Origin of the sequence: Streptomyces tendae, from assembly GCF_008632955.1 — a bacterium.
Taxonomy (GTDB): Bacteria; Actinomycetota; Actinomycetes; order Streptomycetales; family Streptomycetaceae; genus Streptomyces.
The window spans coordinates 1,573,762-1,599,704 of record NZ_CP043959.1 but is presented as its reverse complement, the minus strand read 5'-3'; the positions used below and the strand labels follow the sequence as shown (position 1 = coordinate 1,599,704).

General features: G+C 72.3%; 21 protein-coding genes. 7 read left to right on the top strand and 14 right to left on the bottom strand.

What is annotated here, in order from left to right; all coding sequences use genetic code 11:
* Nucleotides 1–154 precede the first annotated feature (154 nt).
* Nucleotides 155–1,165 (top strand): LacI family DNA-binding transcriptional regulator, encoded by a 1,011-nt coding sequence (locus F3L20_RS07550; protein ID WP_150153239.1) that lies wholly within the window; start codon nt 155–157, stop codon nt 1,163–1,165.
* Nucleotides 1,166–1,306: 141 nt separating this feature from the next.
* On the opposite strand, the gene F3L20_RS07545 is transcribed toward F3L20_RS07550, so the two are convergent.
* The 3 genes from F3L20_RS07545 to F3L20_RS07535 all read right to left on the bottom strand — a co-directional run bounded on the left by F3L20_RS07545 (nt 1,307) and on the right by F3L20_RS07535 (nt 6,972).
* Nucleotides 1,307–2,752: an aldehyde dehydrogenase family protein gene (locus F3L20_RS07545; protein WP_150153237.1), complete on the bottom strand. Its 1,446-nt coding sequence runs from the start codon at nt 2,750–2,752 to the stop codon at nt 1,307–1,309.
* Between the two features lie 419 nt (nt 2,753–3,171).
* The gene (locus tag F3L20_RS07540) at nt 3,172–4,731 is read right to left on the bottom strand and encodes a PucR family transcriptional regulator (protein WP_150153235.1); all 1,560 of its coding nucleotides are present in this window, start codon (nt 4,729–4,731) and stop codon (nt 3,172–3,174) included.
* Between the two features lie 120 nt (nt 4,732–4,851).
* Nucleotides 4,852–6,972, bottom strand: a complete 2,121-nt coding sequence (locus F3L20_RS07535; protein ID WP_150153233.1) for an ATP-binding protein — start codon at nt 6,970–6,972, stop codon at nt 4,852–4,854.
* A 275-nt stretch (nt 6,973–7,247) separates the two neighbouring features.
* Here F3L20_RS07535 and gabT point away from each other — a divergent pair, with 275 nt between their 5' ends.
* The gene (gene gabT / locus F3L20_RS07530) at nt 7,248–8,582 is read left to right on the top strand and encodes a 4-aminobutyrate--2-oxoglutarate transaminase (protein WP_150153231.1); all 1,335 of its coding nucleotides are present in this window, start codon (nt 7,248–7,250) and stop codon (nt 8,580–8,582) included.
* Between the two features lie 443 nt (nt 8,583–9,025).
* Nucleotides 9,026–9,664 (top strand): phosphatase PAP2 family protein, encoded by a 639-nt coding sequence (locus F3L20_RS07525; protein WP_150153229.1) that lies wholly within the window; start codon nt 9,026–9,028, stop codon nt 9,662–9,664.
* Here F3L20_RS07525 and F3L20_RS07520 read toward each other — a convergent pair.
* From F3L20_RS07520 to F3L20_RS07490, 7 genes are all read right to left on the bottom strand, one after another.
* A complete protein-coding gene (locus tag F3L20_RS07520) occupies nt 9,603–11,414 on the bottom strand; it encodes a chitinase (RefSeq protein ID WP_150153227.1) in 1,812 nt (603 codons plus the stop codon). The two genes, F3L20_RS07525 and F3L20_RS07520, sit on opposite strands and share 62 nt — an antisense overlap.
* A 130-nt stretch (nt 11,415–11,544) precedes the next feature.
* On the bottom strand, nt 11,545–12,963 hold the full coding sequence (locus F3L20_RS07515; RefSeq protein WP_150153225.1) for an NAD(P)/FAD-dependent oxidoreductase: 1,419 nt from the start codon (nt 12,961–12,963) through the stop codon (nt 11,545–11,547).
* 38 nt (nt 12,964–13,001) lie between these two features.
* Nucleotides 13,002–13,802 carry an ABC transporter permease gene (locus F3L20_RS07510; protein WP_150153223.1) on the bottom strand — a complete coding sequence of 267 codons (801 nt, stop codon included), beginning with the start codon at nt 13,800–13,802 and terminating at the stop codon, nt 13,002–13,004.
* The gene (locus F3L20_RS07505) at nt 13,803–14,732 is read right to left on the bottom strand and encodes an ABC transporter permease (protein ID WP_150153221.1); all 930 of its coding nucleotides are present in this window, start codon (nt 14,730–14,732) and stop codon (nt 13,803–13,805) included.
* A complete protein-coding gene (locus F3L20_RS07500) occupies nt 14,732–15,898 on the bottom strand; it encodes an ABC transporter ATP-binding protein (RefSeq protein WP_150153219.1) in 1,167 nt (388 codons plus the stop codon). Before F3L20_RS07500 ends, F3L20_RS07505 begins: the two co-directional genes overlap by 1 nt.
* A 4-nt stretch (nt 15,899–15,902) precedes the next feature.
* Nucleotides 15,903–17,150, bottom strand: coding sequence for a polyamine ABC transporter substrate-binding protein (locus tag F3L20_RS07495; RefSeq protein ID WP_150153217.1), 1,248 nt, complete (start codon nt 17,148–17,150; stop codon nt 15,903–15,905).
* A 50-nt stretch (nt 17,151–17,200) separates the two neighbouring features.
* Entirely contained in the window at nt 17,201–18,736 is a 1,536-nt protein-coding gene (locus tag F3L20_RS07490) for a gamma-aminobutyraldehyde dehydrogenase (RefSeq protein ID WP_150153215.1), read from the bottom strand.
* Between the two features lie 220 nt (nt 18,737–18,956).
* On the opposite strand from F3L20_RS07490, the gene F3L20_RS07485 reads away from it, so the two are divergent.
* Nucleotides 18,957–19,538: an NADAR family protein gene (locus F3L20_RS07485; RefSeq protein ID WP_150153213.1), complete on the top strand. Its 582-nt coding sequence runs from the start codon at nt 18,957–18,959 to the stop codon at nt 19,536–19,538.
* Between the two features lie 136 nt (nt 19,539–19,674).
* Here the strand turns inward: F3L20_RS07485 and F3L20_RS34260 are convergent, their stop codons facing one another.
* Complete coding sequence (locus tag F3L20_RS34260) at nt 19,675–20,643, bottom strand: DUF4190 domain-containing protein (protein WP_206338869.1); 969 nt, start codon at nt 20,641–20,643, stop codon at nt 19,675–19,677.
* A gap of 53 nt (nt 20,644–20,696) precedes the next feature.
* On the opposite strand from F3L20_RS34260, the gene F3L20_RS07475 reads away from it, so the two are divergent.
* Nucleotides 20,697–21,863, top strand: a complete 1,167-nt coding sequence (locus tag F3L20_RS07475) for an adenosine deaminase (RefSeq protein ID WP_150153211.1) — start codon at nt 20,697–20,699, stop codon at nt 21,861–21,863.
* 19 nt (nt 21,864–21,882) lie between these two features.
* A complete protein-coding gene (locus tag F3L20_RS07470) occupies nt 21,883–22,575 on the top strand; it encodes a glycerophosphodiester phosphodiesterase (RefSeq protein ID WP_150153209.1) in 693 nt (230 codons plus the stop codon).
* On the opposite strand, the gene F3L20_RS07465 is transcribed toward F3L20_RS07470, so the two are convergent.
* The 3 genes from F3L20_RS07465 to F3L20_RS07455 form a co-directional block, all read right to left on the bottom strand.
* Nucleotides 22,570–23,124 (bottom strand): HXXEE domain-containing protein, encoded by a 555-nt coding sequence (locus F3L20_RS07465; protein WP_150153207.1) that lies wholly within the window; start codon nt 23,122–23,124, stop codon nt 22,570–22,572. The genes F3L20_RS07470 and F3L20_RS07465 overlap by 6 nt on opposite strands.
* 9 nt (nt 23,125–23,133) lie before the next feature.
* Nucleotides 23,134–23,670, bottom strand: a complete 537-nt coding sequence (locus tag F3L20_RS07460) for a hypothetical protein (RefSeq protein ID WP_150153205.1) — start codon at nt 23,668–23,670, stop codon at nt 23,134–23,136.
* Between the two features lie 110 nt (nt 23,671–23,780).
* Nucleotides 23,781–25,220, bottom strand: coding sequence for a gamma-aminobutyraldehyde dehydrogenase (locus F3L20_RS07455; RefSeq protein WP_150153203.1), 1,440 nt, complete (start codon nt 25,218–25,220; stop codon nt 23,781–23,783).
* 203 nt (nt 25,221–25,423) lie between these two features.
* Here F3L20_RS07455 and F3L20_RS07450 point away from each other — a divergent pair, with 203 nt between their 5' ends.
* A complete protein-coding gene (locus F3L20_RS07450; protein ID WP_145829882.1) occupies nt 25,424–25,942 on the top strand; it encodes an Lrp/AsnC family transcriptional regulator in 519 nt (172 codons plus the stop codon).
* Nucleotide 25,943: the final 1 nt, after the last annotated feature.

Genomic DNA, 25,943 nt, shown 5'->3' with positions numbered 1-25,943 from the left:
CGCGCCCGGCGGTGACCATGGGGAACTCTCCAGTCGAAGCGCTTCGATTCTCTGGACAGCAAGAGCTTGCTGACGCTAGAGTCGATTGGCCTTCACAAGGACTTTTACCATTCCCGCGCACTGTCGAAGCGCTTCACATCACTGGGAGAGCCGGATGGTCACCCTCGCCGAGGTCGCCCAGCACGCCGGAGTCTCGGCGAGCACGGTGAGCTACGTACTCAGCGGCAAGCGGTCCATCTCCGCTACCACCCGGCAGCGGGTCGAGCGGAGCATCCGCGAGCTCGGCTACCACCCCAACGCCGGCGCCCGCGCCCTGGCCAGCAGCAGGTCCAACGTCATCGCCCTGATGGTCCCGCTGCGGACCGACATGTACGTGCCGGTGATGATGGAGATCGCCATAGCGGTGGCCACCACGGCCCGCGCCCACGGGTACGACGTGCTGCTGCTCACCGGCGAGGAGGGCCCCGACGCGGTGCGCCGGGTCGCCGGCAGCGGTCTCGCCGACGGCATGATCCTCATGGACGTCGAGCTCGACGACGAGCGGCTGCCCGTGCTGCGCGCTTCCGCCCAGCCGGCCGTGCTGATCGGACTGCCCGCCGACGCCACCGGCCTGACCTGCGTGGACCTCGACTTCAAGGCGACCGGCGCACTGTGCGTGGACCATCTCGCCGAGCGAGGGCACCGGGACGTCGCCGTCATCGGTGAGGCCCCGGCGGTCTACGAGCGGCACACCGGCTTCGCCGAGCGCACCCTGGACGGGCTGCGCACCCGCGCGCGGGAGACCGGGCTGCGGCTGCTGCACCGCCCTTGCGAGGGCGGGTACGACGCGACCGCCGTGACGGTCGCCCGGATCCTCGACGAGCGTCCGGACACCACGGGCTTCGTGGTGCAGAACGAGGCGGCGGTCGAGCCGCTCCTCGCACTGCTGCGGCAGCAGGGCCGGGCCGTGCCCGAGGACGTCTCGGTGGTCGCGGTCTGCCCGGAGCAGGTCGCCGTGCAGGCCTCGGTCCGGCTGACGTCGGTGGCCCTCCCCGCACAGGAGATGGGCCGACGCGCGGTGGAGCAGCTGGTCGCGAAGCTCGACGGGCGGGGCCGCGACGAGGTCGTGCTGCTCGCGCCCGAGCTGACGGTACGGGCGAGCTCGGGGCCGGCGCCGGTGCGGTGACCGTACCTGTGCCGTCCGTGCGGGCGGCACAGGTACGAGGTACGCGCGGACGGCACAGGTACGCGCGGCACGGTCCCGCCACGGGAAGGGCCCGGCGCCGACCGCTGTCGGTGCCGGGCCCTCGCACGAGGGTTCCCGTCGTCAGAGCGCGAGGCCGGTGAGGACCATGACCCGCTCGTAGGTGTAGTCCTCCATCGCGAACCGCACGCCCTCGCGACCCACACCGGACTGCTTGACGCCGCCGTACGGCATCTGGTCGGCGCGGTAGGACGGCACGTCACCGACGACCACACCGCCGACCTCGAGGGCGCGGTGGGCGCGGAAGGCGGTCTGCAGGTCGTGGGTGAACACCCCCGCCTGGAGGCCGTACTTGGAGTCGTTGACGGCGGCGAACGCCTCCTCCTCGCCGTGCACCTTGCGCACCGTCAGCACCGGCCCGAAGACCTCCTCGCAGGAGATCGTGACGTCGGCCGGCACGTCGGTCAGCACGGTCGGCGCGTACGAGGCGCCGTCGCGCTTGCCACCGGTGACCAGGGTGGCGCCGGCCTCGACGGCCTCCTGCACCCACTCCTCGACGCGCCGGGCGGCGTCCTCGCTGACCAGCGGGCCGACGTCCGTCGCGTCGTCGGACGGGTCACCGGTGACCTGCGCCTCCACGGCGGCGACGATGCGCGGCAGCAGCCGGTCGTACACCGAGGCGTCCGCGATCACGCGCTGCACGGAGATGCAGGACTGGCCGCCCTGGTAGTTGGAGAAGGTGGCGATGCGCGACGCGGCCCAATCGAGGTCCTCGTCGCTCGCGAAGTCGGCGAGGACGACGGCCGCGCCGTTGCCGCCGAGCTCCAGGGTGCAGTGCTTGCGCGGCACCGAGTCCATGATCGCGTAGCCGACCTTCTCGGAGCCGGTGAAGGAGATCACCGGCAGCCGCTCGTCCTGGACCAGTGCGGGCATGCGGTCGTTGGGGACCGGAAGGATGCTCCAGGAACCGGCGGGCAGCTCGGTCTCGGCCAGCAGCTCGCCGAGGACCAGCGCCGACAGCGGGGTGGCCGGCGCCGGCTTCAGGACGATGGGCGCGCCGGCGGCGATCGCCGGGGCCACCTTGTGGGCGCACAGGTTCAGCGGGAAGTTGAACGGCGCGATACCGAGCACGACGCCCTTGGGGAAGCGGCGGGTGAAGGCGAGCCGGCCCTGGCCGCCCGCGTCGGTGTCGAGGCGCTGCGCCTCGCCGCCGTTGAAGCGGCGGGCCTCCTCGGAGGCGAAGCGGAACACGGAGACGGCGCGGCCGACCTCGCCGCGCGCCCACTTCATCGGCTTGCCGTTCTCGGCGGAGATGACCCGGGCGATCTCTTCCGTGCGCTCGGCCAGCCGCCGGCTGACGTGGTCCAGGGCGGCGGCGCGGACATGGGCGGGGGTGGCGGCGAACTCGTCCCGCACGGCGTACGCGGCGGCGACGGCCTCCTCGACCTGGGCGTCGGTCGGCACGCTCACGGCGCCGACGACCCGGCCGTCCCAGGGGGAGGTGACGTCGAAGGCGGTCTCGCCGGTGGCCTGGCGGCCGGCGAGCCAGAAGGCGTGGGTGGAAGTCATCGTGAGTCCCGGCCCTTCCGCGTAGGAGGTGTACGTGAGTTGCTGGCCACCACGGTAGGTCCGGGACGCCGGTGCGACGTTTGTCCGGGGCGGAGTAGTGCGCGGGGAGTCCGTGCCACTTTGGCGACAGGGCCGCTGCGCCGGGGGCGCGGATGAGCGGGGTGCGGTGCGCTCGGCCGCGGCATCGCCGTGGCGGCTCGGGTCGCGGCCTGACACCGGACGAGCGGAAGCGGCCGTGCGCGGCACCACCCCGGGAGTACCGGCCCCGAGGGGCGCGGTGAACCGCGCGCTCAGCCCCCACCGCCCCGTACCCGCCCAGGCGCCGCAGACCCGCCCGCACCGTGGCCGACGGCGCCCGGGACCGGTGTGTGAGGCACGGGCACCGCGTTCCCGGCGGGATCCGCCGGACGGCCCCCGGCTCAGGCGGGGTCGGTGGCCGTCGCCTTCAAGGCCAGCCACAGCTCCATGCGGACGTCCGGGTCGTCCAGGGAGCGGCCGAGGATCTCCTCGACGCGGCGCATCCGGTAGCGCAGGGTGTGGCGGTGGACGCCCAGGTCGGCCGCCGCCGCGTCCCACTGGCCGTGGCGGGAGAGCCAGGCGCGCAGGGAGGCGACGAGGTCGCCGCGGCCGGTCGCGTCGTGGTCGCGCAGCGCCCGCAGCAGCCCGTCCGCGAACGCCTTGACCGCGTCGTCGGCGAGCAGCGGCAGTACGGAACCGGCGGCCATCTGCTCGTGCTCCACCAGCACCCTGCCCCGCCGCCGGGCCACGGACAGCGCCTGTTCGGCCTGCTTGTAGGCGGCGGACGCGGCGATCGGCCCGGCCGGCGCGGACAGGCCGACGACCAGTTCGTCGTCGTCGGTCTTGCGGGCGGCCTCCCGCGCGGCGGCGTGGTCGCAGCAGGCCCCGACAACGGTGCCGCCGTCGGCGGCCAGCACGACCAGCCGCTCTCCGTCCGGCACCACGAGGACCGCCTCGCCGGAGCGCGCCGCGGCGGACTCGGCGGACTCGGCGAGGGCTCCAAGGGCGTCGCCGTTCGCCTCGCCCCGGGCCACGATGATCCGGAACGGCGCGTCGAGCAGACCGCCGTACAGGTCACCGGCGACCGTCCGGGCGTGATCCGGCTCCCCGGCGAGCAGCATGCGCAGCACGGCCGCGCCGATGCGCTGTTCGGCCGCGTGCAGCGAGCGGGAACGTTCGGTGGTGAGGGTGAGCAGCGCGACGGCGGAGTGGACGGCGTAGCGGTCGGCGGTGCCCGGCGCGGCCGCGGTCCCGACGGCGAGCGCGGCGCGGGGGCGGCGTCCGGTGCCGAGGGAGTGCAGTTCGACCCGGTCCTCGTCCTCGGGTCCCGCCACCACCGAGGAGGCGGGCGTGGGCCGTTCGCGCAGCCGGGTGACCTCCGCGGTCAGCCGGGCGGCACGCCGGGCCGCCCAGTCCGGGGCGGCGGCGACGACGGCACCGGAGGCGTCGTACAGCGCGGCCCAGCCGTCGACCTGGGCGGCGAGCGCGGCCAGCAGCCCTTCGGGCCCGTCGGTGAGGGTCTGCCGGGTCAGTTCCCGCTGGGCGGCGAAACCGGCGGTGACCGCGCGGTACTGGTCGGCGGCGATCGCGGCGGAGACGGCCTTGCTGATGGCGAGGAACGGGGTACGGCGCGGCACCTCGAGCAGCGGCAGCCCTTCCTCGCGGGCGGCCTCGACCAGCGCCTCGGGAATGTCGTCGTAGTGGACGCCGACGGCGAACCCGAGTCCGACCACGCCCGCCCCGGCCAGCCGCTTCACGTAGCGGCGCATCGCCTCGCGGTCCTCCGCGTCGAGCTTCAGCGCGGTGATCAGCAGCAGCTCGCCGCCCTCCATGTACGGCACGGGGTCGGCGAGCTCACTGGCGTGCGCCCACCGGACGGGCGCGTCGAGGCGGTCCTCCCCCGCGCGCACGGTCAGCTTGAGCGCGGAGTGGTGGACGAGCGAGGCGAGCGTCGGGGGCATCGGGGCGGTGAGCCTTCGGATCGGCGTCGGGTGTGCGAGAACAGTGATCTTTTGGCCGTCTCGTATGAACGACCTGTGTCGATTCTGCCTCACCGTACGGTCCCCGGCGGCCGGGTCAGGTCACTCCCGCAGGTCCACCAGCAGCGGCGGCGCGTGCTCCCCCTTCACGTTCGTCAGCGACAGGACCGCGTGTCCCGCGGGCACCGCGTGCGCCAGCTCGGAGGCCGACCACCGTTCCCGTTCGACCTGACGCACGGTGACCGCCCGCGCGGTCGGCGCCTTGCCGGTGATCGCGCGGCGCAACGCATGCACCGCCTTGCCCGCCGGGCTCTCGGCGATGATCTGCCGGTCGGTGACGTCCCGTGCCTCGGTCCACTCCTTGCCCCAGACCTCGGCGAAGTCCTGGCCGTCCCAGGGGGTGAGCCCGGCCAGCGCCATGCGGCAGCCGGTGGCGCCGAGCAGCGGCCCGCGCAGTGGCCGGGGCACGTCGTCCAGGGTGCGCAGGGTCAGCACCACACCGGCGTTGGCCGACCGCAGCCGCTGGATGCCGCGCACGGCCTCGGGGGTGATCACGCCGGTGGCGTCGTCCAGCACCAGGCAGGCGAACAGGGAGCGGTCCTCGCGTACGGTCACGCTCGCGGTGAACTGCGCGAGCACCAGGCGCGCCAGCATCCGCGAGGCGTCGGCGTGACCCCGCTGGGGCAGGTCCACGCGCACCCGGACCGGGTGGTCGAGCGCCTTGAGGGAGAACGGCCGGGACTGTCCCGAGGTGTCGAAGAACCCGGCGAAGGCGGGCCGGTCCAGCAGCGCCACCCGGTCGGCGAGGATCCCGCCCACGTCGCCGGGGTGGGCCAGCTGCCGTTCGCGGGCGTCGAGTTCACGCAGCAGCGACTCCTGGCCCGCGTCCTGCAGCCCCTTGCGCAGGGCGGCCAGCGGGCCGGGGGCGCCGTCGAGGAGCTGCCGCAGTTCGGGCACCGACGGGAAACGGCCGTGCACCGCGCGGAACGGGCCGAGGAGCTGGGCGAGGACGGTGGTGGAGCGGCGGCTGTCGCTGCCCGGGTGCGGGTCCGCCAGGTCGCCGACCAGCGCCTCGGCGAGCACGGCCGCCGCCTCGTCGGGGTCGGTGGTGCCGCCGTACAGGTCGAGGTCGTAGACGGAGTCGGGGCTGCCGATGCGGACGACGACGTCGTAGGCGTCGGCCGGGCCGAGGCCCGCGCCGGCCGCGCCGACCACCACCACGGCGCTCTTCCCGGCGAGCGCCTGGAGACACAGCGACTCGGCGACCGGCAGGACCACCCCGCCGGTCTTGCCCGACCCGGCCGGCCCGACCGCGAGCAGGGAGGTGCCGAGCAGGTCCGGGCCGAGGGCGAGGCCGGTGCCGCGGTAGACGTAGGGGTTGCGGGGGTCGTCGGCGGTGGTGCCGAGCCGGACCTGTCCGGTGAGCAGGTCGTGCCGGGCCTGCCGGGCGGGCAGGTCGCGGGCCCCGGAGGGGTGCGGGCAGGCGGCGGCACCGTCCTTGAGCACGGCCCCGGTGAAGGTGGCGAGGCTGTGCCGGCCGTTGCGCACGCCCTGCCAGGCGCGGGCGATGCGGGCGTGGTCGACGTCCCGCATCATCCCGGCTCGGGCGTCGGAGGCGAGCCGCTCGGCGGCGTCGACGGCGCCGGCGGCGCGCAGCGCGGGCCAGCCGGCCGGGTCCTCCTCGGGGGCGGGCGGGGGCTCGTCCCGGGGGGCGCGGCGCCAGGCGGGCGGACCGTAGCGGCGCCAGATCTCGCCCCAGCGGCCGAGCCGGCCCACGCCGACCATGATGATCCCGGCGACGAGCACGTAGTAGGCGTAGACGACCACCACGGAGGCGAAGCTGTGCGGCTCGGCCCAGGAGTCGGGGATCATCGCGTACAGCGGCAGCAGCCACCAGCCGCCCAGGTAGCCGTTCCACAGCAGGGACCAGATCAGCCAGCCGACGAGGAACGCGATCAGCGCGCCGCTGAACAACTGGCGTCCCGGGATGCGCTCCGGCTCCTCCTCGGGCCGGGGCCGGTGCCCGAACCGCCAGATGCCGGGGAGCGCCTCCGGGCGGGCGGTGCGCAGCCAGGACAGGAACGCGGACCCGTCCGGGGGCGGCGGCATGCCCGGTGCGCGGGTAGGGCGCGGTGGCGCCGCCGGTACCTGAGGTGGTCCCGCCGGGCGCGGCACGGGACCGGCCTGTGTGCCCCGCGCGTCCTGGGTACCCTCGCTGTCCATCGCCCCTGCCCCCTGAGCAGCCGCCGCATCCGCCATCAGCACGTCAATCTAACGCCCCGACAGGCGCAGTCCACCGATTGCACGGCCGGGGTCCGCGCCCGGCCGGAACGTGTCGCCGTACCGTGTCGGCACGGCCGCCCGCCGGCGGGTATGTCCATCGCGGACAACCCGGACCCCCGGACAACGCCCACATGGAGCATGCCCAGCCTTCTCGCCCCGCCCTAGCCTGCGAGAAAAGAAGCAAAGAGCGTCCGTTTCACCCCCAGGAGCCCCGCATGACCGCACTTCCGCAGGAGCGCCGCGTCGTCACCGCCATCCCCGGCCCGAAGTCGCGGGAGCTGCAGGCCCGCCGTACCGCCGCGGTCGCGCAGGGCGTGGGCTCCGTGCTGCCCGTGTTCACCGCGCGCGCCGGCGGCGGGATCATCGAGGACGTCGACGGCAACCGTCTGATCGACTTCGGTTCCGGCATCGCCGTGACCTCCGTCGGCGCCTCCGCCGAGGCCGTCGTCCGCCGCGCCTCCGCCCAGCTCGCCGACTTCACGCACACGTGTTTCATGGTGACGCCGTACGAGGGCTACGTGGCCGTCGCCGAGGCGCTCGCCGAGCTGACCCCGGGCGACCACGCCAAGAAGTCCGCGCTGTTCAACAGCGGCGCCGAGGCCGTCGAGAACGCCGTCAAGATCGCGCGTGCGTACACCAGGCGGCAGGCGGTCGTCGTGTTCGACCACGGCTACCACGGCCGCACCAACCTCACCATGGCGCTGACCGCGAAGAACATGCCGTACAAGCACGGCTTCGGTCCGTTCGCGCCCGAGGTGTACCGCGTTCCGGTCGCCTACGGCTACCGCTGGCCCACCGGCCCGGAGAACGCGGGCCCGGAGGCCGCCGCGCAGGCCATCGACGAGATGTCCAAGCAGGTGGGCGCGGAGAACATCGCCGCGATCATCATCGAGCCGGTGCTCGGCGAGGGCGGCTTCATCGAGCCCGCCAAGGGCTTCCTGCCGGCGATCAGCGAGTTCGCCCGGGACAACGGCATCGTCTTCGTCGCCGACGAGATCCAGTCGGGCTTCTGCCGCACCGGCCAGTGGTTCGCCTGCGAGGACGAGGGCATCGTGCCGGACCTCATCACCACGGCGAAGGGCATCGCGGGCGGTCTGCCGCTGGCCGCGGTCACCGGCCGCGCGGAGATCATGGACGCCGCGCACTCCGGCGGTCTGGGCGGCACCTACGGCGGCAACCCGGTGGCCTGCGCGGGCGCGCTGGGCGCCATCGAGACGATGAAGGAGCTGGACCTCAACGCCAGGGCCAAGGCCATCGAGGGCGTCATGAAGGCGCGCCTCACGGCGATGGCGGAGAAGTTCGACATCATCGGCGACGTCCGCGGCCGCGGCGCGATGATCGCGATCGAGCTGGTCAAGGACCGCGCCACCAAGGAGCCGAACCCGGAGGCGACGGCCGCACTGGCCAAGGCCTGCCACCAGGAGGGTCTGCTGGTCCTGACCTGTGGCACCTACGGCAACGTGCTGCGCTTCCTGCCCCCGCTGGTCATCGGCGAGGACCTGCTCAACGAGGGGCTGGACATCATCGAGCAGGCCTTCGCGGGCGTCTGAACCGTCATCGGGGGCAGGTGGACCAGTTCGGACCGCCTGTTCCCGGCCGATCGGATCCGGACAGCGGCAGAGCGTGTGAAGAACGTGTGCGGGGTGGATGACAGGTGCCCGTGTGCCCTGTCGCCGGGCCACCCCCTGCCGTAGGTTTCTACCCGGATGAGAGATACACCCCGCCCACAGGGGACTGTGGGCGGCTCAGGGCGAGGCCTCCCCAGCTTCGACCTGGTCGTGCCCTCGCGCACACAACCGGGGCCCGAGGGCCCCGGGTCTCCTCACGATCGGACGGTCGCCCGCCCCATACCCCCCGGGGCGCGCGACGTTCCGGTCGGACGGCCGTCGGGCATCGGTCACGGCAAGCCGTCCACCGGAGGGCCGGCACACACCCCCCCTTTGTGCCGGCCCTCCGGTGTGCCCGGACCGTCCCGCCTGGGAAGCTGTGCACCATGCTGCTGCTCGGACCGCCGGTTCTGCTCTTCCTGCTGATCACCTGGCAGGTCGTCGTCGACGGTCCCCTCCTCGGCCTCGACGAGCGGCTGAGTGACGCCCTGGTACGTCCCGACCGCGCCTCCGAACTGCTCTCCGACCTCGGCAACGTCGACGTGGCGGTGCCGGTCCTGGTGGTCGTGCTGGCCGCTGCGGCGTGGCGGCTGCGTGCCACAGGTGTGGACCGCTGGTGGCTGCCGCCCGTCGCCGGGGCGGCGGCGATGGTGCTGGTGCCGGTGCTGGTCGCGCCGCTGAAGGCGTGGACGGACCGCCCGGGCACCCCCGCCGTGCCGCCGGCGACCGGCTACTACCCCTCCGGCCACACCGCCACCGCGGTCGTGGCGTACGGCGCGGCGACCCTGCTGCTCCTTCCGCTGCTGCGGTCGCCGGCCGTACGCCGTGCACTGCTCGCCCTGTGCGCCGCGTTGATCCTGGGCGCCTCCTACGGCCTGGTGCGCCGGGGCTACCACTGGCCGCTGGACGTGGTGGCCAGTTGGTGCCTCGGAGCGGTGCTGCTGGCCGGTGTGTGGCTGCTGGTCAGCCGAAGTAGCCGTCGAACGTCCGCTGGAACTCCCAGCCGCCGAACCGGTCCCAGTTGATCGACCAGGTCATCAGGCCGCGCAGGGACGGCCAGGTGCCGTGGGTGGCGTACGAGCCGCAGTCGGTGCGTCTGGTCAGGCAGTTGAGGGTCTTGGTGACCTCCGCCGGGGACACGTGGCCGTTGCCGGCGTTGACGGTGGCGGGCATGCCGATGGCGACCTGGTCGGGGCGCAGCGGCGGGAAGACGTTGTTCGCGTCGCCGGCCACCGGGAAGCCGGTGAGCAGCATGTCGGTCATGGCGATGTGGAAGTCGGCCCCGCCCATGGAGTGGTACTGGCCGTCCAGGCCCATGATCGGGCCGGAGTTGTAGTCCTGGACGTGCAGCAGGGTGAGGTCGTCGCGCAGCGCGTGGATGACCGGGAGGTAGGCGCCCGCCCTCGGGTCCTGGCCGCCCCACGGGCCGCTGCCGTAGAACTGGTGGCCGAGCTGGACGAAGAAGGTCTCCGGGGCCATGGTCAGGACGAAGTCGTCGCCGTAGCGGGCCTTGAGCGTCTTCAGGGCCGAGATCAGGTTGACGATCACCGGGGTCCTCGGGTTCCTGAAGTCGGTGTCGCCGGTGTCCAGGGAGAGGGAGTGGCCCTCGAAGTCGATGTCCAGGCCGTCCAGTCCGTACTCGTCGATGATCTTGGAGACGGACGAGACGAACGTGTCGCGGGCGGCGGGGGTGGTGAGCCGCACCTGGCCGTTCTGGCCGCCGATGGAGATCAGCACCTTCTTCCCGGCCGCCTGCTTGGCCGCGATCGCCGCCTTGAACTCGGCGTCGCTCTCCACACCCGGGCACTCCGCGGCGGGGCAGCGTTCGAAGCGGATGTCGCCGGAGGTGACGGAGGTGGGCTCGCCGAAGGCCAGGTCGATGACGTCCCAGCTGTCGGGGACGTCGGCGAGGCGGGTGTAGCCGGAGCCGTTGGCGAAGCTCGCGTGGAGGTAGCCGACCAGGGCGTGGGCCGGGAGGCCGGAGTCCCCGCCGCCCGGGTCCGGCGTGGTGGTGGTCGCGGTGACGGTGTCCGAACGGGCCGACTCCCCCGCGTCGTTGAGGGCGCTGACCTGGAAGGCGTACGCCGTCGAGGGCGACAGGCCGGTGACGGTGGTGGAGGTTCCGGTGACCGTGCGGACCCGGGCGCCGTCGCGGTACACGGCGTAGCCGGTGGCGCCCGCGGCCGGGGACCAGGACAGGGTCACGGCGGTCGAGGTGGCCCCGGACGCCGTGAGGCCGGTGGGCGGGACGGGCGGCTGTCCGGTCTCGCCGCCCGGGCCGACGAGGGTGATGTCGTCGGCGTGGTAGGCGCCGGTGCCGTACCAGCCGTGGGTGTAGATCGTGACGCGGGTGGTGGAGGGGCCGGTGCGGAAGGTGGTGGTGAGTTTCTGCCAGTCGGGGGCGGACTGGGTCCAGGTCGAGACGTCGGTGGTGCCGGTGCCGCTCGCGCCGAGGTACACGTAGGCGCCGCGGACGTGGCCGGAGAGAGTGTAGGAGGAGTCCGGCCGCACGGTGACCGTCTGGGCGCAGCGGGCGTTGTCCGACCCGGCCGGGGTGGCCTTCAGGGCGGAGGCGCCGCTGCGGACGGGTGAGGTGACGGTGGTGCCCGCCGGACAGCTCCAGCCGTCGAGGCCGGCCTCGAAACCGCCGTTGCGGGCGAGGTCGGCGTCGTCCGCAACGGCGGCCGGCGTCAGTGCGGTGACGCCGGCCGCGGCGAGTGCGGTGGCGGTGAGCAGGGCGGCGAGGGCCGGCGGCGAGGGTCTGGCGCGGTCCACAAGGGCCTCCGGGCATGGGGGAGTTGGAGGGGTGGAGCGCGCTCAATTTGGTCCAGACCAATTCGGTTGTCAAGCCCCCGCGCGGCTTTCCCGCCCGGCCCCGCGCGGCCCCCGTGGCCTTCGGCGCCGCTCAGCTGTCGAAGCCCAGCCCCAGCCGGTCCATCGTCCGCAGCCACAGGTTGCGGCGCCCCTCGTGGGCGTCCGCCCTGGCCAGCGACCACTTGGTGAGGGCGACGCCGGTCCAGGCGAACGGCTCCGGCGGGAACGGCAGCGGCTTGGTGCGCACCATCTCCAGTTCCGTGCGCTCGGTCCGCTCCCCCGCCAGCAGGTCCAGCATCACCTCCGCGCCGAAGCGCGTGGCCCCTACGCCGAGCCCGGTGTAGCCCGCCGCGTACGCGACCCGGCCCGCGTGGGCGGTGCCGAAGAACGCCGAGAAGCGGGAGCACGTGTCGATCGCGCCGCCCCAGGCGTGGGTGAAGCGCACCCCCTCCAGCTGCGGGAAGCAGGTGAAGAAGTGCCCCGCGAGCCTCGCGTACGTCTCCGGCCGGTCGTCGTACTCGGCGCGCACCCGGCCCCCGTACGGGTAGACGGCGTCGTAGCCGCCCCACAGGACGCGGTTGTCGGCGGAGAGCCGGAAGTAGTGGAACTGGTTGGCGCTGTCGCCGAGTCCCTGGCGGTTCTTCCAGCCGATGGACGCGAGCTGCTCGGGAGTGAGCGGCTCGGTCATCAGGGCGTAGTCGTAGACCGGGACGGTGTACGGGCGCACCCGGCGCACCAGGCTGGGGAAGACGTTGGTGCCGAGTGCGACCCGGCGGGCGCGGATCGCCCCGTACGGGGTGCGGACGGACATGCCGGCGCCGTACTGCCGAAGGGTGAGGGCGGGGGTGTGCTCGTACACGCGCACCCCGAGGTCGAGACAGGCCCGCTTCAGCCCCCAGGCGAGCCGGGCGGGGTTGAGCATGGCGACGCCCCGGCGGTCGTACAGGCCCGCCCGGAAGGTGGGCGAGTCGACCTGCTCGCGCACGGCGTCGGCGTCCAGGTACTCGATGCCGTCGGCGAGGCCCCGGCCGCCGATCTCCTCGTACCAGGTGCGCAGTTCCTCGGCCTGGTACGGCTCGGTGGCGACGTCGATCTCGCCGGTGCGCTCGAAGTCGCAGTCGATGGAGTGGCGGGCGACTGTCTCCTCGATGGCGTCGAGGTTGCGGGCGCCCAGCCGCTCCAGGGTGTGGATCTCCTCGGGCCAGCGGGTGAGTCCGTTGGACAGTCCGTGGGTGAGGGAGGCGGCGCAGAACCCGCCGTTGCGGCCGGATGCCGCCCAGCCCACCTCGCGGCCCTCGACGAGCACGACGTCCCGTGAGGGGTCGCGCTCCTTGGCGATCAGCGCGGTCCACAGTCCGCTGTAGCCGCCGCCCACGACCAGCAGGTCACAGGTGGTCCGCCCGGCCAGGGCCGGCTCGGGGCCGGGGCGGCCGGGGTCGTCCAGCCAGTAGGAGACCGGCCGGGCCTCGGAGAGGGACTGCGTCCAACGGCTCATGGCGCTCGGGGCCATGATCTCAACTCCCTACTGCGGACTGTGGAACTCGGTTGCTAGGCCTTCTGCCGCTTGCGGCGGTTGCCGACGGCCATGGAGACCAGGACCAGAGCCACGGCGACGACGAACATGGCCGTGCCGATGACGTTGATCTGGACGGGCGTGCCGCGCTGGGCGGAGCCCCAGACGAACATCGGGAAGGTGACGGTCGAACCGGCGTTGAAGTTGGTGATGATGAAGTCGTCGAAGGACAGGGCGAAGGCGAGCAGCGCGCCCGCCGCGATGCCGGGGGCGGCGATCGGCAGCGTGACCCGCAGGAACGTCTGCACCGGGCCGGCGTACAGGTCCTGCGCGGCCTGCTCGAGCCGGGGGTCCATCGACATCACGCGCGCCTTCACGGCGACCACGACGAAGCTGAGGCAGAACATGATGTGGGCGATCAGGATCGTCCAGAAGCCCAGCTCGGCACCCATGTTGAGGAACAGGGTGAGCAGCGAGGCCGCCATCACCACCTCGGGCATAGCCATCGGCAGGAAGATCAGCGAGTTCACCGCGCCACGGGCGCGGAAGCGGTAGCGGACCAGTGCGAAGGCGATCAGCGTGCCGAGGAGGGTGGCCCCGAGCGTGGCCCACAAGGCGATCTGCAGGCTGAGGCCGAGCGAGCCGCACAGCCCGGACACCCCGCACGGGTCCCGCCACGCGTCGGTGGAGAACTCCTGCCACTGGTAGTTGAAGCGCCCCTTCGGCTTGTTGAAGGAGAACACCGTGACGACGACGTTCGGCAGCAGGAGGTAGGCCAGCGTCAGCAGACCCGCGATGACGACGACGTTGCGCTTGAACCAATTGACGAAGGCCATTTAAACCAGATCCTCCGTGCCGGACTTGCGGATGTAGACCGTGACGACGGCGAGGATCGCGGCCATCAGGATGAACGAGAGCGCCGCGGCTGTCGGATAGTCCAGGATCCGCAGGAACTGCGACTGGATGACGTTGCCGACCATCCGGGTGTCCGTGGAGCCGAGCAGGTCCGAGTTGATGTAGTCGCCGGTGGCCGGGATGAAGGTCAGCAGCGTGCCGGAGACCACGCCCGGCATCGACAGCGGGAAGGTGACCTTGCGGAAGGTGGTCGACGGCTTGGCGTAGAGGTCGCCCGCCGCCTCGTGCAGCCGGGGGTCGATCCGCTCCAGGGAGGTGTAGAGCGGAAGGATCATGAAGGGCAGGAAGTTGTACGTCAGACCGCACACCACCGCGAGCGGGGTGGCGAGCACCCGGTCGCCGGCCGTCCAGCCGAGGAACGCCGTGACGTCCAGGACGTGCAGCGAGTCCAGGGCGCCGACCACCGGGCCGCCGTCGGCGAGGATCGTCTTCCAGGCGAGGGTGCGGATCAGGAAGCTGGTGAAGAACGGCGCGATCACCAGGATCATGATCAGGTTGCGCCAGCGGCCCGCCCGGAAGGCGATCAGATACGCCAGCGGGTAGCCGAGCAGCAGGCACAGCACGGTCGCGGAGGCCGCGTAGAGCACCGAGCGGACGAACTGCGGCCAGTACTCGGACAGCGCGTCCCAGTAAGTGGCGAAGTGCCAGGTGACCTTGTAGCCCTCCTCCAGGGAGCCCGTCTGCACGGACGTGGAGGCCTGGTAGATCACCGGCAGCGCGAAGAACACCACGAGCCAGAGCAGGCCCGGCAGCAGGAGCAGGTACGGCGTCCAGCGGCCGCGTCTGCGCGGCGGCTTCTTCTCGGGGACGACGGGCGCCGGCGTCGGCGGCGCCTCGGTGACCGTGGCCATCAGGCGACCTCTTCCTCGACCGTCTCGACGCCCGCGTCGATGTCCTGTGCCGCGTCGAGGCCGAAGGTGTGGTCCGGGTTCCAGTGCAGGACGACCTCGGCACCGGGCACCAGCCGGGCGTCCCGGTCGATGTTCTGCACGTAGACCTCGAAGTCGGAGCAGACCGGGCTGTCGACGACGAACTGCGTGGAGACGCCGATGAAGCTGGACTCGGTGATCCGGCCGGTGATGCGGTTGCGCCCCTCGGGTATCGCGCCGGCGTCGTCGGCGTGGGTGAGGGAGATCTTCTCCGGGCGGACCCCGGCCAGCACCTTGCCGCCCGCCGTGGTGGGCGCTCCGGTGCGGGCCCGGCGCAGCACCAGCGTGCCGCCGCCCGCCTTGAGCACGATGTCGTCGCCGGACGTGGTGTCGACCTCGGCCTCGATGAAGTTCGACGTGCCGAGGAAGTTCGCGACGAAGGTGGTGCGCGGGTTCTCGTACAGGTCGGCGGGCGTGCCGAGCTGCTCCACCCTGCCGGCGTTCATCACGGCGACGCAGTCGGCCATGGTCATGGCCTCCTCCTGGTCGTGCGTGACGTGCACGAAGGTGATGCCGACCTCGGTCTGGATGCGCTTGAGCTCCAGCTGCATCTGCCGGCGCAGCTTCAGGTCGAGGGCGCCGAGCGGCTCGTCGAGCAGCAGCACCTTGGGGTGGTTGATCAGCGCGCGCGCGACCGCGACGCGCTGCTGCTGGCCGCCGGAGAGCTGGTGCGGCTTCTTGCGCGCCTGCTCGCCGAGCTGGACCAGCTCCAGCATCTCCTCGACCTGCTTCTTCACGCTCTTGATGCCGCGCCGGCGCAGACCGAAGGCGACGTTCTCGTAGATGTCGAGGTGCGGAAAGAGGGCGTAGGACTGGAAGACGGTGTTCACCGGCCGCTTGTACGGCGGCAGCGCGGTGACGTCCTGGTCGCCGAGGTGGACGGTGCCCGCGGTGGGCTCCTCCAGGCCGGCGATCATGCGCAGGGTGGTGGTCTTGCCGCAGCCGGACGCGCCGAGCAGGGCGAAGAAGGAGCCCTCCGGGACGGTCAGGTCGAGCGGGTGCACGGCGGTGAAGGAGCCGTACGTCTTGCTGATCCCGGTGAGCCGGACGTCGCCGCCGGCCTGGGTGGTCTCTTCGGTGGTCTTCATCTCGTCACGCCCCAGTGAGCTTCGCGAACTTGCCTTCGAATGCCGTCTCTTCCTCGGAGCTGAGCGAGCGGAAGGCACGGGACTTGGCCTGCATGGCCTTGTCGGGGAGGATCAGCGGGTTGTTCGCCGCGTCCTCGTCGAGCTTCGCGAGCTCCTCCTTCACCCCGTCGACCGGACAGACGAAGTTGATGTAGGCGGCGAGCTGGGCGGCGGGCTGCGGCTCGAAGTAGAAGTCGATCAGGCGCTCGGCGTTCGTCTTGTGCCGGGCCTTGTTGGGAATCAGCATGTTGTCGCTGGAGAGCATGTAGCCGCTGTCCGGGATGACGAAGCCGATGTCCGGGTTGTCGGCCTTCAGCTGGACGACGTCACCGGCCCAGGCGACACACGCGGCGAGGTCGCCCTTGGTGAGGTCCGACGTGTAGTCGTTGCCGGTGAAGCGGCGGATCTGGCCCTTGTCGACGGTCTTCTGCAGCCGGGCGATCGCCGCGTCGTAGTCGTCGGCGGTGAAGGACCGCGGGTCCTTGTCCATGTCGAGCAGCGTCATGCCCATGGTGTCGCGCATCTCGGTGAGCAGCCCGACCCGGCCCTTGAGCTTGGGGTTGTCCAGCAGGTCGGACAGGGTCTTCACCTCGATGCCGTCGAGCGCCTTCTTGTTGTAGGCGATGACGGTGGCGATGCCCTGCCAGGGGTACGAGTAGGCACGGCCGGGGTCCCAGTCGGGGGTCCGGTACGACGAGGCGACGTTGGCGAAGGCGTGCGGCAGGTTGGACGCGTCGAGCTTCTGCACCCAGCCGAGGCGGATGAGGCGGGCGGCGAGCCAGTCGGTGAGGACGATGATGTCGCGGCCGGTGTCCTGGCCCGCGGCGAGCTGCGGCTTGATCTTGCCGAAGAACTCGGAGTTGTCGTTGATGTCCTCGGTGTACTTCACCTTGATGCCGGTGCGTTTCGTGAACGCCTCCAGCGTGGGGTGTGTCCGCCCGCTGTCGTCGATGTCCATGTACTCGGTCCAGTTGGAGAAGCTGACGGTCTTCTCCTTCGCCGAGCGGTCCTCCGCCGGGACGCCGCCCTGGGTGTTCCCGGCCGCGGGGATGCCGCAGGCGCTCAGCGCGCCCAAGCCCCCGACCGCGAGCGCGCCGCCCGCTGAGGCGCGCAGCAGGGAACGGCGGGTCATGGCCGCCCTGCCGTTGCGGAAACTGCGCCGTATCGCGGCCTCCTGGGCCGGCGAGAGGCGGTCGGGCTCGTACTGCTCCATGCGCGTGTGTGCCCTTTCGGGAAGTGGCCGCGGGTCGGGCGGCCTGGCTGCTATCGGTCCCCGAAGACGGTGCGGTGCCAGTCCTTGCGGACCACCGCGGTGTTGTCGAACATGACGTGCTTGATCTGGGTGTACTCCTCGAAGGAGTACGCGGACATGTCCTTGCCGTAGCCGGACGCCTTGTAGCCGCCATGCGGCATCTCGCTGATGATCGGGATGTGGTCGTTGATCCACACGCACCCCGCCTTGATCTCGCGGGTGGCCCGTCCCGTGCGGTACACGTCCCGGCTCCAGGCGGAGGCGGCGAGCCCGTACGGGGTGTCGTTGGCGAGTGCGATGCCCTCGTCGTCGGTGTCGAAGGGCAGGACGACCAGCACCGGTCCGAAGATCTCCGACTGCACGACCTCGCTGTCCTGCGCGGCGTCGGCGATCAGCGTGGGGCGATAGTACGCGCCGCCCGACAGGTCGCCCAGAGGTGTCTCACCGCCGGTCACCACGCGCGCGTAGGCACGCGCACGGTCGACGAAACCGGCCACCCGGTCGCGCTGGGCGTGGGAGACCAGCGGGCCGAGATCGGTACCGGGGGCGAAGGGGTCGCCCAGCCGGACGGTCTCCATCAGCGCGGCGGTGCGCTCGACGAAGGCGTCGTAGAGAGGGCGCTGCACGTACGCGCGCGTGGCGGCGGTGCAGTCCTGCCCGGTGTTGATGAGCGCGCCGGCGACGGCGCCGTTGACCGCCGCGTCGAGGTCGGCGTCGTCGAAGACCACGAAGGGCGCCTTGCCGCCGAGCTCCAGGTGGAGGCGCTTGACGGTGGCGGTGGCGATCTCGGCGACCCGCTTGCCGACGGCGGTGGAGCCGGTGAACGAGGTCATCGCCACGTCGGGGTGGCCGACCAGGTGCTCGCCGGCCTCCTTGCCGGTGCCGGTGACGATGTTGATCACACCGTCCGGGATGCCGGCGTCGGTGGCGGCCTGGGCGAAGAGCAGCGAGGTCAGCGGGGTGAACTCGGCGGGCTTCAGCACGACGGTGTTGCCCGCGGCGATCGCCGGGAGGATCTTCCACGCGGCCATCTGCAATGGGTAGTTCCAGGGGGCGATGGAGCCGACGACGCCGATGGGCTCCCTGCGGACGTAGGAGGTGTGGTCGCCCGAGTACTCGCCGGCCGACTGGCCCGGCAGGTGGCGGGCGGCGCCGGCGAAGAAGGTGATGTTGTCGATCGTGCCGGGCACGTCGAACTCGCGGCTCAGCTTCAGGGGCTTGCCGCACTGCAGCGACTCGGCGCGGGCGAAGTCCTCCGCGCGTTCGGCGACCACGGCGGCGAACCGGTGCAGGGCGTCGGAACGCTCGCCGGGTGTGGCGCCCGCCCAGGCCGGGAACGCCTCCCGCGCGGCGGCGACGGCCGCGTCGGCATCGTCGGTGCCGGCGAGGTCGTAGGTGTACACCTCCGCGCCGGTGGCCGGGTCGACCACGGAGTGGGTGCGCCCCGAGGTGCCTTTGGTGAGTCGGCCCGCGATGAACTGCGCGCCGTCCGCGAACCGTTCGGTGGCCGGGAATCGTTCCTGCGTGGTGCTGCCGGGGTTGTGCATGTCGCTCTCCTCCGTGTCCCCGAGGGGGGCGGCGTGGCTCCAGCTCGATTTGAGTGCCGATCCTGACAGAGCCAGGGCACTCCAACAAGTGATTCCGTTGTTGCCATTTGGTTACGCGACGGAATCTGTCGACCAGGTGTCGAGTGGCGACGGAAAAGGCAGGACGGAGTGTCCGTGGTGCCTGCGAGACTGCTCTGCGCACAGGACGACATCGGGGGTGATGACCTTGGACGGAACCGTACGAACGGTGGCTTCCCGGGAGGCGCTGATCGAGGCGGTGCGGGCCGGGGAGCGGGTGAAGTACCTGCACTTCTGGGGGCACCGGCCGCTGCCCGACGGCCGGATCGGGGCGAGCTGTCTGAGCCAGTGGTGGCCGTCGCCGTTCACGGTGGACGGCGTGACGTACGCGACCGCCGAGCACTGGATGATGGCGGCCAAGGCGCGGCTCTTCGGGGACACGCAGGGGGAGCGCCGGGTGCTGGCCGCGGAGCATCCCTCGCAGGCGAAGAAGGCGGGCCGTCTCGTGCGGGGCTTCGACGAGGAGGTCTGGCGGCGGGAGCGGTTCGGGATCGTGGTGGAGGGCAGCGTGCACAAGTTCGCAGCCGATGAAGGGCTGCGGTCTTTCCTGCTGGGCACGGGCGAGCGGGTGCTGGTCGAGGCGAGCCCCGTCGACCGGCTCTGGGGCATCGGCCTCGCCGCCGACCAGGAGGCAGCCCACGACCCGACCCGCTGGCACGGCCCCAACCTCCTGGGCTTCGCCTTGATGGAGGCGCGACGAAGACTGCGGGGGGTTTCGGAGTAGGGGGCGGGGCCGGGTCCCGTCGGGGGCGCGGGCGCGTGTCGGCGGCCTCGGGGCCGGCGGGCCCTGACCAGCCTGCTGGGCGGGGTGCCCCTGGCGTCAGGTGGTCAGGTGGTCAGGTGGTCAGGTGGTCAGGTGGTCAGGTGGTCAGGACGAGGATGCCGAAGGCGATACCCAGCGCGCTGCCGACTGCTCCGCAGATCACGCCCGCCAGGGCCTGGCCGGCGTTCGTCGCCTCGCCCCGGTTGGCCTTGCCCCGGCCGATCGCCCCGAAGATCACCGCCAGGACGCCCAGCACGATGGCCAACGGCCACAGGCAGAAGCCGGCCGCCGAGATGATCCCGAGCACCATCGCGGCGACGCCCAGGCCGTTGCTCGGCAGCGGCGCCCAGCCGGCGTACGTGTGGGCGGCCGGCGCGCCGGCGTACCCCGTGCCCGGGTAGCCGTAGGGGACCTGCCCCGGCCCCTCGGGGCCTAGGGGCGGCGGCGGGACGGGCGACCCGGTGACCGGCGGCGCGAACGGGTTGGTGGCCGGCGGGTGCGCGGAGTGCGGCACGGCGGCGGGCGCCGCCGAGGGACCGGCCCACGGAGTGCCGTACTGCGGGGACGGGGCCGGGTTCCCCGCCGCCGGGAAGGACGTCACCGTCTGCTGGTCGTGGACGGGTGGTGCGGCGGGCGCGCCGCCGGGTCGGGCGGGCGCCGGACGGTCGTGTGCCGTGGCTCCCGAGGGGGCCGCGGGCGCCGACCACGGCGAGGTCTCCCCCGCCACCACGGTCTCCCCCGGACCCCCTGCCGCCGGGCCCCCGGCCGCCGGACGGCCGGACGCCGGACGGCCGGACGCCGTACCGGGCGTCGGCGGACGGTCCTCCGGCACCGCCCACGGATCGGGCGCGGGCGAGGGGGCGGACGTGTCGGCGGCCCGCGGCCCCGGCGCCGCACCCCGCGTCTCGGTGGTCCGCGCGTCCACCAGCGAGCCGTCCTGCGGAGCCACATGCTCGGCCCCGCCGTCGGCCGGTGCCGGCCACAGGTCAGGGGTGGACGAACCCGCCGGAGGCGTTCCGTCCCCCGTGTGCTCCCCGGCCCCCGGTGCCGGTGCGTCGTCGGACATGCGCGCCCCCTTCCTCGGACGAACCGTCATGCTACGGCCCGCGTCACGACCGCGTGTGCCCGGCCTACGATGATCCCCGCACCACCGATCAGCCGATCACCCGCGTCCCGCCGCGACCCGGCCGAGGACGCCGTTCCCGGGGAGGAACCTTGACCGACCACCTGGACACCGCGGCCACCGCCGGACAGGTCCGCGACCTGCACGCCTTCATCGCGGGGCTGCCGAAGGCCGAACTGCACGTGCACCACGTCGGCTCCGCCTCCCCCCGCATCGTCTCGGAGCTGGCCGCCCGCCATCCCGACTCGAAGGTCCCCACCGACCCCGAGGCCCTGGCCGACTACTTCACCTTCACGGACTTCGCGCACTTCATCGAGGTGTACCTGTCCGTCGTCGACCTGGTCCGCACCCCCGAGGACGTCCGCCTGCTGACGTACGAGGTGGCCCGTGAGCTCGCCCGGCAGCAGGTGCGGTACGCCGAGCTGACCATCACCCCGTTCTCCTCCACCCGCCGCGGGATCGACGAGCGCGCCTTCATGGACGCCATCGAGGACGCGCGCAAGGCGGCCGAGAGCGAACTCGGCACCGTCCTGCGCTGGTGCTTCGACATCCCCGGCGAGGCCGGTCTCGAGGCCGCCGAAGAGACGACGCGGCTCGCCACCGACGACCGGCTGCGCCCCGAGGGCCTGGTCTCCTTCGGGCTGGGCGGCCCCGAGATCGGCGTGCCCCGCCCTCAGTTCAAGCCGTACTTCGACCGTGCCGTCGCCGCCGGCCTGCGCTCCGTGCCGCACGCGGGCGAGACCACCGGACCGGAGACGATCTGGGACGCGCTGAACGAACTGGGCGCCGAGCGCATCGGACACGGCACCAGCGCCGCACAGGACCCCAAGCTGCTGGAGCACCTCGCCGAGCGGCGCATCGCGCTGGAGGTGTGCCCCACGTCCAACATCGCCACCCGCGCGGTCGCCACCCTGGACGAGCACCCGATCAAGGAGTTCACCCGGGCCGGCGTCCTGGTGACGATCAACTCCGACGACCCGCCGATGTTCGGCACCGACCTCGCCAGCGAGTACGCGGTCGCCGCCCGGCTGCTGGACCTCGACGAGCGGGGTCTCGCCGGCCTCGCGAAGAACGCGGTCGAGGCGTCCTTCCTCGACCCGGCCGGCAAGGCCCGGCTGGCGGCCGAGATCGACACCTACACCGCCGACTGGCTCGTCTCCTGATCCTCCGCGAAGGGCCGCCATGCAGAACGTGACCGCCGTGGCCCACCGCGGCGACCCCTACCGTGTCCGCGAGAACACCCTCGCGTCGCTGCGCTCCGCCCTGCGGCGGGGCGCGGACGCGGTCGAGATCGACGTGCGCCTCACCCGCGACGGCGTGCCGGTGCTGCTCCACGACGCGACGCTGGAGCGCCTGTGGAACCACGGCCGTCCCCTGTCGCTGCTGTCCTACGACGAGGTGCGCGGGGTCACGGACGGCGGTGTCCCCACCCTCGCGGACGCGCTGGCGGCGACCGCCGGCAGCCGGGTGATGATCGACCTGCCCGGCGCACCGGGCCCCCGCGCGGTGCGCCGGGTCGTGGACGCCGTGCGCGAGCAGGACGCCGAGGACCGCGTGTACTACTGCGCGGGCGCCCCCGCCATGCTCGCCGTACGGGAGGTGGACAAGGACGCGGAGATCGCGCTCACCCACACCTCGGGGGCACCGGTGCGCGCCGGGCTGCTGGAGGCGATCCGCCCGCGCTGGCTGAACTACCGCTTCAGCCTGGTGGACCGGGCCCTCGCCGACCGCGTCCACCGCGACGGGTACCTGCTGTCCGTGTGGACGCCGGACACCCGCCGTTCCATGCGCCGCCTGCTGTCCGCGGGCGTCGACTCCGTCACGACCAACCGCGTCGACGTCCTGTGCGCGCTGCGCGGGCGCGGCGGGTCATGACGCCCGGCGCGCCGCGCCGACCAGCCTGCGCGCCATCCCGTGCGCGGCGACCGTGGCCGCCCCGGCCGCCGCGAGGCCGACCGCGAGGTCGCGGGGGCGCGTGGGGCGCAGCACGCCGGCCCCGCGCAGCCGGCCGCGCGCCCAGAGGGTGAACGGCACGACGAGCAGCGGCGAGGTCACGGAACCGGGGGTGCAGCCGCGTACCGCCGCGGCCTGGGCCATGTGCACCAGCCTGTGCAGCCCGAAGCCGGTGAGGGCGGACTGGTAGAAGCCGGAGCGGCCCCCGCTGAGCCGTCCGGCGACGGCAGCGGCCGCGACGACCGTCCCCATCACCCCGACGGCCGCGGTGAATTCGACCGGGTCGGTGCGCCCGGCCCGCCGCCACACCGGCTCCGGCACCAGGGGGAACCGCCGCCGCAGCTCGGGCACGTTGCGCCGCAACCACCCCGGCACGGTGGCCAGTTCCTCCAGGTCGTGCACCGCCCAGGCCGCCAGCAGCCCCAACGTGACGGCCGCGCCCACTCCTTCAGCGGTCGAAGAATCCCCCATGCCCGCAACTTACCGGGCCCAGGCGGCTGCACTCCCGGTGACGACGGGTTCCGCCGTGAGCGCCTCCAGCCGCTTGATCTTGTTTCTGACGACGTACAGCGGAATCACCCCGAAGACCCCGAACGCCATGTCGATGACGCTCCACCAGAAGGGGATGCCGCGCAGGGGACCGCAGACGAGGGCGAGCGGGATGACACCGGCGCAGGCGATCATGCCGAACTCCACGACCCAGATGTTGCGTACGGGATCGCGGTAGGGGCCGAGGAAGGCGACCGCGATGACGAGGTGGGCGAAGGCCAGCCAGTCGGTGCCGTAGAGGAGGAAGGGGTGGTCGGCGTCGGCGGCGTCGAGTCCGTCCCGTACGCGCTCGATCCACTCCGTCAGACCGGGGAGGTGCTCCGGCGCGCCGAGGGACCGCAGGGCCTCCTCGGTCCAGCGCAGTTCGTGCACCAGGGGGAAGGCCGTGGCGCCGCTGAGCACCAGGCAGACGACGAAGAACACCAGCCAGACGCGAATGCCCTTGAGCAGGGCGGCTCTGTCGCTCATGGCAGGAGCGTACGCCGAGAGTTGAACATGTTCAAAAAGTGTGTCCGCCGCCGGACGGACGTCGGCCCCGGACGGTGCGGGTGCACCGTCCGGGGCCGACGTGTCGTGCGCTAGCCCTCGAGCGAGGTCATCACGTGCTTGACGCGCGTGTAGTCCTCGAAGCCGTACGCCGACAGGTCCTTGCCGTAGCCGGACTGCTTGAAGCCGCCGTGCGGCATCTCCGCCACCAGCGGGATGTGGGTGTTGATCCACACGCAGCCGAAGTCGAGCGCCTTGGACATCCGCATCGCCCGGGCGTGGTCCTTGGTCCACACCGAGGAGGCCAGCGCGTACTCCACACCGTTGGCGTACTGGACGGCCTGGTCCTCGTCGGTGAAGGACTGCACGGTGATGACCGGCCCGAAGACTTCCTTCTGGATGATCTCGTCGTCCTGCTTCAGGCCGGAGACGACGGTCGGCGCGTAGAAGTAACCCTTGTCGCCGACCCGCTTGCCGCCCGCCTCGACGCGCGCGTGCGCGGGCAGCCGCTCGATGAAGCCCTCCACCTGCTGAAGCTGGTTGGGGTTGTTGAGCGGCCCGTAGAGGACCTCCTCGTCGTCGGGCATGCCGGTCTTGATGCCGGCGGCCGCCTTGGCGAGCGCGGAGACGAACTCGTCGTGCACCGACTCGTGCACCAGCACGCGCGTGGCGGCCGTGCAGTCCTGGCCGGCGTTGAAGTAGCCGGCCTCGGAGATGCCCGCCACCGCCTTGGCGATGTCGACATCCTCGAAGACCACGACCGGGGCCTTGCCGCCCAGCTCCAGGTGGACCCGCTTGAGGTCCTTGGACGCGGACTCCGCGACCGACATGCCCGCGCGCACCGAGCCGGTGATGGAGGCCATCGCCGGGGTGGGGTGCTCGACCATCAGGCGGCCGGTGTCACGGTCGCCGCAGACGACGTTGAAGACGCCCTTGGGCAGGATCGAGCCGAGGATCTCGGCGAGCAGGACCGTGGAGGCGGGGGTGGTGTCCGAGGGCTTGAGGACGACCGTGTTGCCCGCGGCGATGGCCGGGGCGAACTTCCACACGGCCATCATCATCGGGTAGTTCCAGGGCGCCACCTGGGCACAGACGCCGACCGGCTCACGGCGCACGAAGGAGGTCAGGCCCTCCATGTACTCGCCCGCGCCCTTGCCCTCCAGCATCCGCGCCGCACCCGCGAAGAAGCGGATCTGGTCCACCATCGGCGGGATCTCCTCGGTGCGGGTCAGCCCGACCGGCTTGCCCGTGTTCTCCACCTCGGCGGCGACGAGTTCCTCGGCGCGCTCCTCGAAGGCGTCCGCGATCTTCAGCAGCGCCTTCTGCCGCTCGGCCGGGGTGGTGTCGCGCCAGCCGGGGAAGGCCTCGGCGGCGGCCGCCATCGCGGCGTCGACGTCCGCGGCACCGGACAGCGGAGCCGTCGCGTACGCCTCGCCGGTCGCGGGGTTGACCACCTCGGTGGTCCGTCCGTCGGCGGCGTCCCGGAACTCACCGCCGATGTAGTTGCGCAGACGACGCAGCTCGGTGCTCACTGCAGGCCCTCCTGGTGTTCCTTGTGGGTGCCCGAGGTGTCGGGTCGAACGAAGAGAGGTGTCCAACCTCTGAGACACCCACCCTAGACGGACGGCTGACGTTTTCAACACCCCCACCTCCCCCGCATCTGCGAAATCCGCAAGCATCACCTCCGTTAACAACGGATTTCATCGATCCAGCCTTGCGAAACTGTCGATACGTCGTGCACAGTGACCCCGTGGCCAGTCGAAGCGCAGACCCGAGGGACTCCCGCGAGTCCAGATACGGCGGCGGACCGCAGTTGGACGCCGTCTCCCTCGCCATCATCGAGCAGCTCCAGGAGGACGGCCGCCGGCCGTACGCCGCCATCGGCAAGGCCGTGGGCCTGTCGGAGGCGGCCGTGCGCCAGCGGGTGCAGAAGCTGCTCGACCAGGGCGTGATGCAGATCGTCGCCGTCACGGACCCGCTCACCGTGGGCTTCCGCCGGCAGGCGATGGTCGGCGTCACCGTCGAGGGGGACGTGGAGGCCGTCGCCGACGCGCTGGCCGAGATGGCCGAATGCGAGTACGTGGTGATGACCGCCGGCTCCTTCGACCTGATGGTCGAGATCGTCTGCGAGGACGACGACCACCTCCTGGAGGTCATCAACAAACGCATCCGGGCCGTGCCCGGCGTGCGCTCCACCGAGAGTTTCGTCTACCTCAAGCTCAAGAAGCAGACCTACATGTGGGGAACCCGATAAT